The sequence below is a fragment of the Duganella sp. 3397 genome (genome assembly GCF_031456625.1).
Classification (GTDB): Bacteria; Pseudomonadota; Gammaproteobacteria; order Burkholderiales; family Burkholderiaceae_D; genus Rugamonas; species Rugamonas phyllosphaerae.
Genome location: NZ_JAVDVB010000002.1, coordinates 229,123 through 242,116 on the forward strand (window position 1 = coordinate 229,123; position 12,994 = coordinate 242,116).

10 protein-coding genes are annotated in these 12,994 nt (G+C 65.1%); 7 read left to right on the forward strand and 3 right to left on the reverse strand.

The window, feature by feature from the left end:
- Positions 1–33: 33 nt before the first annotated feature.
- On the reverse strand, positions 34–1,395 hold the full coding sequence (locus J2X54_RS05700; protein ID WP_310178909.1) for an enolase C-terminal domain-like protein: 1,362 nt from the start codon (positions 1,393–1,395) through the stop codon (positions 34–36).
- Between the two features lie 140 nt (positions 1,396–1,535).
- Between J2X54_RS05700 and J2X54_RS05705 the strand changes: the two genes are divergently transcribed.
- Positions 1,536–2,264, forward strand: coding sequence for a GntR family transcriptional regulator (locus J2X54_RS05705; RefSeq protein WP_310178912.1), 729 nt, complete (start codon positions 1,536–1,538; stop codon positions 2,262–2,264).
- On the opposite strand, the gene J2X54_RS05710 is transcribed toward J2X54_RS05705, so the two are convergent.
- Positions 2,210–3,676: a PLP-dependent aminotransferase family protein gene (locus J2X54_RS05710; protein ID WP_310178914.1), complete on the reverse strand. Its 1,467-nt coding sequence runs from the start codon at positions 3,674–3,676 to the stop codon at positions 2,210–2,212. The two genes, J2X54_RS05705 and J2X54_RS05710, sit on opposite strands and share 55 nt — an antisense overlap.
- Before the next feature lie 145 nt (positions 3,677–3,821).
- On the opposite strand from J2X54_RS05710, the gene J2X54_RS05715 reads away from it, so the two are divergent.
- Positions 3,822–3,995: a hypothetical protein gene (locus J2X54_RS05715; protein WP_310178916.1), complete on the forward strand. Its 174-nt coding sequence runs from the start codon at positions 3,822–3,824 to the stop codon at positions 3,993–3,995.
- A gap of 18 nt (positions 3,996–4,013) precedes the next feature.
- On the opposite strand, the gene J2X54_RS05720 is transcribed toward J2X54_RS05715, so the two are convergent.
- Positions 4,014–4,943 (reverse strand): LysR family transcriptional regulator, encoded by a 930-nt coding sequence (locus J2X54_RS05720; RefSeq protein ID WP_310178919.1) that lies wholly within the window; start codon positions 4,941–4,943, stop codon positions 4,014–4,016.
- Between the two features lie 110 nt (positions 4,944–5,053).
- On the opposite strand from J2X54_RS05720, the gene J2X54_RS05725 reads away from it, so the two are divergent.
- The 5 genes from J2X54_RS05725 to J2X54_RS05745 all read left to right on the forward strand — a co-directional run bounded on the left by J2X54_RS05725 (position 5,054) and on the right by J2X54_RS05745 (position 12,951).
- Positions 5,054–5,803 carry an SDR family oxidoreductase gene (locus tag J2X54_RS05725; protein ID WP_310178922.1) on the forward strand — a complete coding sequence of 250 codons (750 nt, stop codon included), beginning with the start codon at positions 5,054–5,056 and terminating at the stop codon, positions 5,801–5,803.
- Between the two features lie 106 nt (positions 5,804–5,909).
- Positions 5,910–6,992 carry a catalase family peroxidase gene (locus J2X54_RS05730; RefSeq protein WP_310178925.1) on the forward strand — a complete coding sequence of 361 codons (1,083 nt, stop codon included), beginning with the start codon at positions 5,910–5,912 and terminating at the stop codon, positions 6,990–6,992.
- Positions 6,989–7,525: a cytochrome b gene (locus J2X54_RS05735; protein WP_310178927.1), complete on the forward strand. Its 537-nt coding sequence runs from the start codon at positions 6,989–6,991 to the stop codon at positions 7,523–7,525. The genes J2X54_RS05730 and J2X54_RS05735 overlap by 4 nt, the downstream gene beginning before the upstream one ends.
- Before the next feature lie 304 nt (positions 7,526–7,829).
- The gene (locus tag J2X54_RS05740) at positions 7,830–9,449 is read left to right on the forward strand and encodes a methyl-accepting chemotaxis protein (protein ID WP_310178929.1); all 1,620 of its coding nucleotides are present in this window, start codon (positions 7,830–7,832) and stop codon (positions 9,447–9,449) included.
- 472 nt (positions 9,450–9,921) lie between these two features.
- Positions 9,922–12,951 (forward strand): TonB-dependent receptor, encoded by a 3,030-nt coding sequence (locus J2X54_RS05745; RefSeq protein WP_310178931.1) that lies wholly within the window; start codon positions 9,922–9,924, stop codon positions 12,949–12,951.
- Positions 12,952–12,994: the final 43 nt, after the last annotated feature.

Genomic DNA, 12,994 nt, shown 5'->3' on the forward strand with positions numbered 1-12,994 from the left:
ATCTTATAGGTGTTCGATCTTGCCCTGGCGCCGTCAGCGGCCCAGGCTCGGCTGCTTGGGATCGTAGGTCCAGTCCGGTACCAGGTAGCGCATCGCGTGCGCATCGTCGCGGGCGCCGCCGGCCACCCGCTTGTACAGTTCGTGCGCCGCGTGGATCCGCTCCATGTCCGGCGTGATGCCCAGGCCCGGGCGCTGCGGCACTGCCACCTGGCCGCCGACGATCTGCAACGGTTCCTCGGTGAGCCGCTCCTGGCCCTCCTGCCAGATCCAGTGGGTGTCGATGGCGGTGATGGCGCCCGGGGCCGCCGCCGCCACGTGGGTAAACATCGCCAGCGACACGTCGAAATGGTTGTTCGAATGCGAACCCCAGGTCAGGCCCCAGTCGTGGCATAGCTGCGCCAGGCGCACCGAGCCCTGCATGGTCCAGAAATGCGGATCGGCCAGCGGAATGTCCACCGCGCCCAGCAGGTGCGAATGGGCCATCTGGCGCCAGTCGGTGGCGACCATGTTGGTGGCGGTGCGGATGCCGGTGGCGCGCTTGAATTCGGCCATGATTTCGCGGCCCGAGTAGCCGTTTTCCGGCCCGCACGGGTCTTCCGCATACGCCAGGATATGGCCCTGGCCGCGGCAGGCGGCAATTGCCTGTTCGAGCGACCAGGCGCCGTTGGGGTCGAGCGTGGCGCGCGCGTCCGGGAACCGCTGCTTGATCGCCGCCACCGCTGCAATTTCTTGCTCCGGCCGCATCACGCCGCCCTTGAGCTTGAAGTCGCGGAAGCCGTATTGCTCGACGCTGGCCGAGGCCAGGTCGGCGATCGCCTCTGGCGTGAGCGCCTGCTGGTGGCGCCGGGCGTACCAGCCCTGCTGTCCGGCGCCGGACAGGTAGGGCAGGTCGGTACGCTGACGCTCGCCGATGTAGAACAGGTAGGCCAGCATCGGCACGTGGGTGCGCTGCTGGCCGGCGCCGAGCAGCTCGCACACGGGCACGCCCAGGTGCTGGCCCAGCAGGTCGAGCAGCGCCGCTTCCACGGCGGTGACCACGTTCTCGAGGCGCAGGTTGATCTCGTGCGGCTGCTTGAGCACGGCCTGTTCGGCAGCGTTGGTGACCTGGTGCGAGGCCTTGCCGGAGATGGCCTCGCGCATCGCCGCCAGAGTGCGGTTGTAGCGGCCGATCTCGGTGCCGGTGACCAGCGGCGCGGCCTTTTCCAGTGCGCTCAGGATGCCTGCGGAGCCGGGCACCTCGCCCATGCCGACATGGCCGGCGCTGTCCTTGAGCAAGACCAGGATGCGGGTGAAATAGGGCGCATGGGCGCCGCACAGGTTCAACAACATGCTGTCGTAGCCGGCGACCGGAATTACTTGCATTTCGGTAATAACTGGGGTGTTGGTGCTCTGCATGGTGGCAATTCCTCGAAAGATTGGAGCTAGGATCCTAGGTAACGGAGGCGAGTGTAACCGATTCTTTTGCGTTCGCGCTATCGAAATTTGCTAGAATCGTCACCCCGCGACGACCGCGCCACTCCCGTTGATACCGCAATATGACCCTAGAGCGCCTGACCGCTACCTTCCGTCTCGACCGCTCGCGCAGCGCCGCCTCCCAGGTCTACGACCACTTGCGCGAGATGATCGTCACGCTCGCTCTCGAGCCCGGCACTTCGCTGTCGCGCACCCAGGTGGCCGAAGCGCTCGAGCTGTCGCCGATGCCGGTGCGCGACGCGCTGTCGCGGCTGGAAAAAGAGGGGCTGGTGGAAATTTTTCCGCAACACCTGACCCGGGTGTGCGCCATCGACCTCGATTCGGCGCGGCAGGCCCACGTGCTGCGGTTGTCGGTGGAACTGGAAATCGTCCATGGGCTGGCCAACGCGGGCGATCCGGCCACGGCCAGGTTGCTGCAGGCGGCAGTGATCAAGCAGCGCGCCTGTCTCGAGGCGGACGACCTTGGCGGCTTCATCCTGTTCGACCAGGAGTTCCACAAGACCATGTACGAGGCCGCGCAGCTGATGACGATCTGGCACATGATCCGCGGCGCCAGCGGCAACCTCGACCGGCTGCGCCGCCTGCACGTGCCGCTCAACGGCAAGGCCCAGGCCGTGCTGGAGGAACACACCGGCATCGCCCAGGCGATCGCCGCCGGCGATGCCGCCGGCGCCCAGGCGTGGCTGCGGCGCCATCTGTCCGGCACCTTGACCGAACTCGACAGCTTGCGCGCGCGCTACCCCGACTTCATCCTGCCGATGGCCGATTTCACTGGGCGGGCAGGCGGCTGAGGTTGCGCATCGGCCCGCTCAACGCTTGAGCCGGGCGCGGGCTGCTGCGCCAGCAATTGCGACAGCCGTTGCAGGCCTGCCTGCAAGTGGCCACGGTCCCTGGTACTTCCGAGCGAGATGCGGATGGCATTGACGGCGGTGCTGCCGGTGGCGAACGCCTGTGCCGGCGTGACCGCGATGCCGACGCTGCCGGCGGCCTGCGCAAGCTGGGCAGGGGTCCAGTACGCCGGCAACTCGAGCCAGACATGCAGACCGTCACCGAGGCCGCTGTAGCGCCCGGCCAGGATGTCGCGTGCCATGCGGTAGCGCAGGCGCGCTTCGGTGCGGATGCCGTCGAGCAGGCGGCCGGCCGAACCGTCGAGTATCCACTGGGTGGCCAATGCCGACGTCAGCGGCGCGACCATCAGCGCAAATGATCTGAGCGCGACCAGAAAACGTTCTCGTTGCTGCGCATCGCGCAGCAGCACGAAGGCGGCGCGCAAGCCCGGCGTCAGGCATTTCGACAGGGTCGAGATATAGACCACCTGTTGTGGTGCGAACGTGGCGAGCGGCGGCGGCGGGGCCTCCGCCAGCAGCCAGTACGGATCGTCCTCGACTATGATGACCTGGCAGCGCTGCGCAATGGCGGCCAGTTCCTTGCGGCGCCTTGCCGGCATGGTGATGGCAGTGGGATTCTGTAACGTGGGATTGAGGTAGATCAACCCCGGCCGGTGCTGGCGGCACGCGTGCTCCAGCTGCTCGGGCAGCATGCCGTGCTGGTCCGTGGCCACCGCAACCACGTGCCGGCCGAATTGGGCCGCTGCGTCGCGCAGGCCGGGATAACCGATCGGTTCGGCCAGGATGATGTCGCCAGGCGCGGTGAACGCCAGGATCAGTGCGGCAATCGCCGCCTGCGCACCGGGACAGACCACCACCTGGCGCGCATCGACCTGGCCCAACATCGGCGCCAGCCAGGTGGCGCCGGCCTGGCGATCGGAGTCGCTGCCGCCGCCCGGGTGGTACGTCATCAGCAGTTCATTGTCCGCCCGCAGCAGTACCTGGGACAGGCCTTGTTTGAGCAGGTCGTCGAAGTCCACCCCGTCCGGCGGTGGCGGGGTATTCATGCTCAGGTCGAGGATCGACGTCAAATGCACTTTTGGCGCTGCGACATAGGTGCCGCGTGCGCCGCGCCCCTCCAGCAGCTGGCGTCGCCTGGCTTCGTCGTAGGCGCGCGTGATGGTGGTCAGGTCGACGCCCAGCTGGGCCGCCAGCTGGCGCTGCGGCGGCAGCCGGTCACCCGGCGCCAGCGCGCCATCCGCCACTGCCGCCTGCAACGCATCGGCAATCTGCAAAAAGCGTGGTCCCCGGTTGCCGGCCAGGCGCGGCAGCCAGGCGGCAAGGTGCTGGTCTTGTATGGTTTTTACCTGGGACATTTTGTCTCGATGTATGGATATTGTTTTTCAGTAGTATGCTGTAGATAGCCTCAATCACCGCCCGCAATCACCGGAAATACCCGAAAACATGGAATGGATCCCCTTAGTCTTCTTTACGTTCAAGTTTATCGTGCTTGGAACGGGCATGTTCTTTGCCATCAAGTGGCATTACGATCAAGGCCGCAAGACCAGGGAAAAGCGCGCGGTGCTGCGCGCGGGCGGCAAGGTGGCGGCGATCTTCGTACTGGCGCTGCTGGCGGTGGCCGTGGTCACCTACGTCATGGTCAGAACGCTCGGCATGGACCTGCATTTGCCCTGATGGTCCAAGGTCCATGCTTCAGCCCTGGGTGAAGCGCACCGGATGGACACTGGCGCGGAACCGTTCGACCACATGGTCCACGAACACGCGAACCTTGGCCGGCACCAGCTTGCGACTGGAATAGTAAATCGTCAGCGGGCGCGTTTCAGCATGCCAGTCCGGCAGCAGCCGCACCAGCGCGCCGCTGTCCAGGTAGGGCAGGGCGTGCGGCAGCGGCAGCAGCGCGATGCCGAGGCCGCGCGCGGCCGCGCTGGTCATCGCTTCCGGATCGTCGAGGATCGCCACCGGCCGGATGCTGGCGACAATTTCCTGTCCTTCCTGGTTTTTCAAGGTCCACGGCTGCAGCCGTCCGGTTGCCAGCGAGCGCCGCAACAGCCCGCGATGGCGCACCAGGTCGGCCGGCGAGGCGGGCGCAAGGTGGCGTTCCAGGTAGGCGGGCGCGGCGGCCAGCACGATGTGCACGCGCGCCAGTTCGCGCGCGATCAGCCCCTCGGTCAGCTCGATGCCGCCGCCGATGCCCACGTCAAACCCTTGCCCGATCAGGTCCACTTGCCGGTTATCGAAATGCAGGTCCAGCACCACGTCCGGATAGCGTTCGATAAAATCGTCCAGCAGCGGCAACATATAGTTGCGGCCCAGTGTGTGGGCCATCGATACCTTGAGCGTGCCCGCCGGCTTGCCGGCGCCCTGGCGCAGGGCGGTGAGGGCGTCGCCGATTTCGGTCCACGGCAGGCGCACCTGCGCATACAGACGTTCGCCATCGGTGGTCAGCGCCAGGCTGCGGGTGCTGCGCTGGAACAGCCGCACGCCCAGTTGCATTTCCAGGCGCGCGACGCTCTTGCTGACGGCGGCGGGGGTGACGCCCAGCTTGCGGGCGGCGGCGGAAAAGCTGCCTTCGGCGGCGGCGTTGATGAAGGCGTCCAGGTGGCTGCCGAGTTCGTCGATCATCTGGATTCGATACCAATGGTTGAAAGTGAAAGCGATTATTGCACGCTACCCGGATTTAGTCCCCAAGTCCATACTTGATTCATTAACTAACCCCCCGAAAGGAAATGATCATGAATTCGCACCTGAACCTGGATGGCAAAGTCGCATTCATCAACGGTGGTTCGCGCGGCATCGGCGCTGCCACCGCCCGCCGCCTAGCGCGTGAGGGCGCCAAAGTCGCCATCGGATACGGCGCTTCGGCAAGCGCTGCCGCAGCGCTGGTAGCCGACATTGAGGCGGCCGGCGGCAGCGCCATCGCCTTCCACGCCGACGCCACCGACGCCGCTGCCCTGAGCGCCGCCATCGACCGGGCGGCAGCGCATTTCGGACGCCTCGACATCCTGGTCAATAGCGCCGGCGTGCTGCGGCTCGGCTCGGTAGAAGAGTTTTCGCTCGATGATTTCGACGCCACCCTCGCCGTGAATGTCCGCGCCGTGTTCGTGGCCACCAAGGCGGCCGTGGCGCACATGAATGAGGGCGGGCGCGTCATCAATATCGGCAGCACCAACGCTCAGCGCATGCCGTTCGTGGGCGGCGCCGCTTACGCCATGAGCAAGTCGGCGCTGGTCGGCCTGGTAAAAGGACTGGCGCGCGACCTCGGACCGCGCAGTATCACGGTCAACAACGTGTCGCCCGGACCGATCGACACCGACATGAATCCGGCCGAGGGCGACTTCGCCGCCAGCATGCACGGCCTGATGGCCTTGCAGCGCCACGGCGATGCCGACGAAGTGGCGGCCATGGTAGCCTACCTGGCGGGACCGGAAGCGGGCTTTGTCACCGGCGCCGACTTGCTGATCGATGGCGGTTTCGCGGCCTGAGCAATTAAACCTGTGGAGCGGCAAAAGCGGGCTGTACCAGTTATGATCATGCGCACGACGAGTACACCGCGTCGCCAGCCATCGACCATACGAAAGCCAGCCCCACATGCCTATCCCAAATCCGCGCCGCGGCTCCATGCTGCTGCTGTTACCGATTGCCCTGATCCTGGCCATCCTTGCCGCGCTGTTCGCGTGGGTGGGTGGCTGGTTCGGCAACCACAATCTGACGCCGCAGAAAATGATGAACTTTGCCGAAGGCTCGGGCAAGCAAGCCTCGGGCTTTCGCCGTGCCCACAGCAAGGGCGTGTGCTTTGCCGGCACGTTTACCCCGGCGCCCGACGCGGCAAGCCTGTCGAAGGCGCGCGCGTTTGCGCAGCCGTCGATCGAGGTGATCGGCCGCTTTTCGGCGTCGTCCAACAATCCGTACGCGCCCGACGGGGCGTCGCCGGTGCGCGGCATGGCCGTGCAGCTGAAAACCGACGACGGCCAGGACTGGCGCATTGCCATGAACAGTTTCCCGTTCTTTGCCGCCGCCACGCCGCAGGCGTTCCAGGCCATGAACGAGGCCGGCAAGCCCGACCCTGCCACCGGCAAGCCCGACCCGGAAAAAATGAAGGCCGTGCTGGCCGCGCACCCGGAGATTGCCGCCTTCCAGGCCTGGGCCAAGACCGCGCCCCGGTCCGACAGCCTGGGCAATACCCGTTTTAACGGCGTCAATGCTTTCCGCCTGACCAATGCCCAAGGTGACCAGCGCATGGTGCGCTGGTCGATGCGGCCGCGCCTGCCGTTCGTGGCGCTCACGTCCGAACAATTGAAGGCCGCCGATCCCGACTTTCTGATCGCCGACCTCGACCGCCGCCTGGCCGCCGGCCCGCTGCTGTGGGACCTGGTGGTGCAAATCGCCGCACCGGGCGACCCGATCACCGACCCGTCGAAGGCGTGGCCCGACACGCGCCAGCAAGCCACCATCGGCACCCTGGCGATGAAGCACGCCGAGCCACAAGCGACCGGCCCGTGCCGCGACCTCAATTTCGACCCGTTGATCGTGCCGGACGGCGTCGCCGGCAGCGAAGATCCGGTGCTGCGGGCCCGCTCGGCCGCCTACTCGGTGTCGTTCAACCGCCGCGAACGTGAAATTGCCGAAGGCAAGTCCGCCTATCCTGCCAACCAGAACGGGAGCGCCCGATGAACCGTCCACGCCACTTCAACCTGCTGGCCCGGGTGCTGCACTGGTCCATGGCGCTGGCCATCCTCGCCATGCTGTTCGTGGGCGCCGGAATGGTGGTCTCGCTGCAATACCGCGCGCCGCTGCTGGACTTGCATCGCCCGCTCGGCATCGCCATCCTGTTGCTGGCCATCGTGCGCCTGGTCAACCGCCTGACCCGGCCTACGCCGCCTTTGCCTGCCGACCTGCCGGCCATCCAGAAGTTCGCCGCGCACGCCTCGCACTGGCTGCTGTACGGGCTGATGCTGGCGATGCCGCTGATTGGCTGGGCCATGTTGTCCGCTGGCGGCTACCCGATCAAGATGTTCGGCGGCGTGCACCTGCCTGCAATTTTGCCGCACAGCCCGGAGGTGTACGGCATGCTGCGTCCGCTGCACGGGGTGCTGGCGTACGTGCTGTTTGCCACCATCCTGGCCCACCTGGGCGCGGCGCTGTTCCATGCCTGGGTACGGCGCGACGAAGTCTTCGGCCAGATGGCCAAGGGTGGTCCGCAGTAGCTTTTTTCATGCAACCGGCGCTGTGATGGTTCTACCACGCCGGTTGCTACAAATTTATAAAATATTGCTTTGTGGAATTTCCTAATGTAATATTGTGCTACCGGTTGCCCGTCGTGGCGCCACGTCTCCTTGCTCCCAAAGCCGAGCATTCTGCAAGTTGTTACCGGCCCCCTACCTGCCGTCGCAGTCTCCCTCACTTAAACAATTCAGTGTCCACCAGCGCATCCGGCCCGATGACCGTCTGCGCAGACACTTTGCGGCGGGCGGTGCGCATTCGGCACCAGTCGCGGGACAGGAAAAAAACATGAACACTTTATGGACCAAGATGGGTATCGGCACCCGGCTGTACGCCGGCTTCGCGCTGATCCTGGTAATACTGATCACCTTGTTGACGGTTGCTTACGTCAATTTTTCAAAGCTGAACGAAGCCAACCAGTGGAACGAGCACACGCACGAGGTGCTCGGCGCCAGCCAGGAAATGCTGGAAAGCCTGATCAACATGGAGACGGGCGAGCGCGGCTACGCCTTGACCGGCGCGCAGGCGTCGCTCGAGCCGTTCGTGGCGGGCCAGGCCGCCTTTAAAAAGGCGTTGACGCATGTGCGCACGCTGACGTCCGATAATGCTGCGCAGCAGGAACGTCTCAAGAAGCTCGAGGAAGCCGAGCAGCAATGGCGCGCCACCGCCGCCGAGCCGGCAATTGCACTGCGCCGCGCCAGCGTGGCCGGCACCGCCACCGTGGAAGCGGTGATCGCCTTCGAACAGGCCGCCAAGGGCAAGACGCTGATGGACCAGATGCGCGCCACGCTGGCCGAGCTGGCAGGCGCCGAGCAAACCTTGCTGGTCGAGCGCGCCCGCAATGCCGCCACCATGCAGGCCACCACCAGGATGACGCTGATCGGCGGCGGTGCGCTGGCGGTGGTGTTGTCGGTCTTGCTGGCCGTCATCCTGGCAAAAATGGTGTTGCAGCCATTGCGGGCGATCCTGCTGGCCACCGAGGACTTGCGCAGCGGCGAGGGCGATCTGACCTATCGCCTGCCGGCGCTGTCCGCCGAGTTCGGCCAGGTGGCGACCTCGCTCAACGGCTTTATCCAGAAGCTGCACGACATCATCAACGAGGTCCGCAAGGGCACCGAAACCATTGCGTCGGCCAGCCAGGAAATTGCCACCGGCAACCTGGACCTGTCGTCGCGCACCGAGCAGCAGGCCAGTTCGCTCGAAGAAACGGCATCGTCGATGGAAGAGCTGACGTCCACCGTCAAGCAGAACGCCGACAACGCCCGCCAGGCCACGGCCATGGCCGGCAGCGCAGCGGACGTGGCAACGCGCGGCAGCGCGGTGGTGGGGCAGGTGGTCCACACCATGACGGCGATTAACGATTCGGCTAAAAAAATCGCCGACATCATCGGCGTCATCGACGGCATTGCGTTCCAGACCAATATCCTCGCGCTCAATGCTGCCGTGGAAGCGGCGCGTGCCGGCGAGCAGGGCAGGGGCTTCGCGGTGGTGGCCACCGAGGTGCGCACCCTGGCGCACCGGTCAGCCAGCGCCGCCAAGGAAATCAAGGCGCTGATCAACGACTCGGTGGACAAGGTAGCCGCCGGCACGCAGCTGGTGGGCGCCGCCGGCGACACCATGGACGAGATCGTGGGCAGCGTGCGCCGTGTGACCGATATCATGACCGAGATCAGTGCCGCCAGCGCCGAGCAGGAGTCGGGCATCATGCAGGTCAACCAGGCCATCAGCGAGATGGACAGCGTGACCCAGCAAAATGCCGCCCTGGTCGAGCAGGCAGCAGCGGCGTCCGAGTCGATGCAGGACCAGGCCCGCCAGCTCGAGCAACTGGTCAATATCTTCAAGCTCGAAGGCGCGGGGCAGCAACGCCCGGTCGCGCCACGGCCGCGCAAGCTCGCGCTGGCCGCCTGACCTCGCGTTTTACCCTGGCCCCGGTGCGTTCGTCGCCGGGGCCAGCTTGCCTCTTCCCCTGCCGCAATCGTCCCCCAACACCTCCTGTGCCGCCCAGGCCCCTGGGCGGTTGCCCTGTCCAAAGTTTGAAATCGATTTCAATGCATGGTCTTCAAAGATAACTTTCAAGTCAAGCGGAAAGTAGTCGGGACCAAGAAAATGTCGGCGATTTGGTATTTTTACTACGTTTAGTGGACTGCATTAAACAAATTCATTGACGCAGCTTTTGTAGTTCAGGTAACTTCGCGTCCTTGAAAGCGATTTCATAACAGCAGTTGGTGAAAAACATAAAGCAACCAGAAGTTGTTTTTGCTAGGCGCGCTGCAACGGGCAGTTGCCAGCTTTTTTAGACGCTGTTTGACAACGATTTCAAAACCCGCTAGCCGGCCTCAAGAGCGGTAGCGAACCAACATACATCTGCATCGGAGACAGAATGAAACACCTGAACAAGACGGCCATGGCGATTGCGGTAGCCCACCTGGGCATGATGTCCGGCGCCGCCTGGGCGCAAACCACGGCTGCCGACAAGCCGCCGGTCGAGCCGGCCGAGGCCAAGGTCGTGGTCGTGTCCGGCCAGCGCGCGGCGCTGCAGTCGGCCCAGAAAATCAAGCAAAATGCCGACGAGATCGTCGATTCGATCAACGCCGACGACATCGGCAAGCTACCCGATCGTTCCGTCACCGAGGTCTTGCAGCGGGTAGTCGGCGTGACCATCGACCGCAGCATGGCAGGCGACCCGCAGCACTACGCGGTGGAAGGCTCGGGCGTGGCGATTCGCGGCCTGAACTACGTACGCTCCGAGCTCAACGGTCGCGACTCGTTTTCCGCCAACGGCGCGCGCTCGCTCAGTTTCGAGGACGTGCCGCCCGAACTGATGGCCGGCGTCGACGTGTACAAGAACCCGTCCGCCGAGCAGATCGAAGGCGCGATCAGCGGCCTGGTCAACCTGCGCACGGCGATGCCGTTCGATTACAAGGGCTTCCGGGGCGCGGTCTCGGGCCAGATGTCGTATTCCACGCTGCGCAAGGGCAAGGCCACGCCTTCGACGTCGCTGCTGCTGTCGGACCGCTGGACCACGCCGTTCGGCGAATTCGGCCTGCTGGTGGACTTTGCCAAGTCGCAGAGCGATACCCGCACCGACAACTTCCAGGTCGAGCCGTACTATCCGCGCGACGACCTGGTGCCCGGCAGGACCGTCTGGGTGCCGAAAGGCGTGACCTGGCGCACCATGGAATTCGAGCGCGAACGCAAGGGCCAGTACGCCGCCGCCCAGTGGCGCCCGAACCGCGACCTGACCGCGTCGCTCACGTATTTCAAGTCCAGCTACGAGAACAGCTGGAACGAGCAGGCCATGCTGATGTCGCACGCCACCCCGTTCGATATCAAGGTGGCCAACGGCGTGTACGCGCCCAACGGCGCCCTGTTGTCCGGCACGCTGTCCGATCCCGACCACAGCGGCATCAACCTGAACCCGGACCGCCGCATCTCGAGCCGCGACTCGTCCACCACCGATATCGCCCTCAACGTGCAGTGGCGTATCAACCAGGACTGGACCGTGCGCAACGACTTCCAGCGCATCCGCGCCAGGACCGAGTCGCTGGACTCCGACGTGGCCACCGGCCTGCGCTTGCCCAAGCAGGGCCTGGACCTGACCGGCGGCCTGCCGAAGCTCACCTTCGACGACGCCGACCGCGCCTACATCGCCAACCCGGCCAATTACTACTGGGCCTATACGATGGAGCACCTGGACCGCTCCACCGCCAGCAACAACGTATGGAAGACCGACTTCCAGCGCAGCTTCGACCACCCGGTGCTGCGCGACGTGCGGTTCGGCGTGCGGTTCACTGACCGCAAATCCGATACCCGCACGTCCAACCCCAGCTACAACTGGCAGCCGATCACCCAGCCGTGGATGCTGGGCTGGGATATCCCGAACCTGGCCTTCCTGAGCGATCCGCGCTTTGCCGGCGGCGCGCGGGTACACCCGTTCAATAACTTCTTCAATGGCGACGCCTCGGTACCGGCCGCGGTATTCCCGGCCGACGCCCTGGCGCTCGGCTACCCCGACAGCTACCAGAAGCTGCACGAGTACCATACGGTGCTGTGCCAGGAGCGCGTCGCTGCCCAAGGGGGCGGCACCTGCGATCCATGGAAAAAGGCGTCGTTCGGCACCGACCCTTCCGAGAACAACAACGTCCAGGAAAAGACCAAGGCGTTCTACACCCAGCTGCGCTTCGGCTTCGACGACCTGAAGTACCCGGTGGACGGCAACCTCGGCGTGCGCTACGTGAAGACCGACATGACCGCCGCCGGCTACACCGTGTTCAAGCCGAACATGCCAGCGATTCCGGCGGGCGCCGCCGTGACCGGCGTGGCGATCCCCAATATCGGGGCAATCGCGAGCGCGGCCGACTTCAGGAACAGCTATAACAACCTGCTGCCGAGCCTGAACCTGCGCCTGAAAGGCACCGACGGCTGGCAGTTCCGCCTGGCGCTGGCCAAGGCGATTTCGCGCCCGGACTTCAACAAGCTGCAGGCGTATAACTCGCTGTCGCAAGTCGTCAACAGCAGCAGCAACCCGACCACCGGCGCCGTCAATATCGACAACGTCAGCCTGACCGGCGAGGCGTACGGCAACCCGATGCTGCGGCCCACCAAGTCCACCCAGCTGGACCTGACGGCGGAATGGTATTTCGCGCCGGGCGGCTCGCTGACCTTTGCCTTGTTCAACAAGCGCCTGAAGGACATCGTGGTGGACCAGCTGGTCAGCGTGGAACTGCCCGATACGGCCGGCACCATGCACAGCTTTGCCGTGACCTCGCCGGTGAACGGCGCCAAGGGCCGCGCCAACGGTTTCGAGGTGGCGTACCAGCAGTACTACGACAGCGTGCCGGACTGGCTCAAGGGCATCGGTTTGCAGGCCAGCTTCACCTACGTGGACAGCAAGCGCGACCTGTACAACCCGGTATATTCCGCGTATTGCAGCGGCAGCGCCGACGGCAAGGTCAACCTGAACCTCAACATCAACGGCTGCGACACCGATGGTCGCGTGTTCGGCAACCTGCCGCTGCAGGGACTGTCCAAGCGCAGCGGCAACCTGTCGCTGATGTACGACCGTGGTCCGGTCTCGGCGCGCGTGGCGTACAACTGGCGTTCGCGCAACCTGCAGGCGGTCAATACCTTCGGCGCGCGCGGCACCGATGGCAAGGACACCAACCCTGCCAGCCCGACCTTCGGCGCCACCAACCTGGCCTGGGGCCTGCCGCTGTGGGCAGAAGCGTATGGCCAGGTCGATGCCTCGATCTTCTACAAGATCACCGAGAAGCTGTCGATCGGCCTGGAAGCGCAGAACCTGAACGACGTCAAGTTCCGCCAGACCATGGACCAGCACATCGGCAATCTGAACCACACCTGGTTCAAGACCGGCCCGCGCTACACGGCGCAGCTGCACTACACGTTCTAAACGTGTTCGCGGGAGCGCGCTGCCCTGGCGCTCCCGCTTGTCG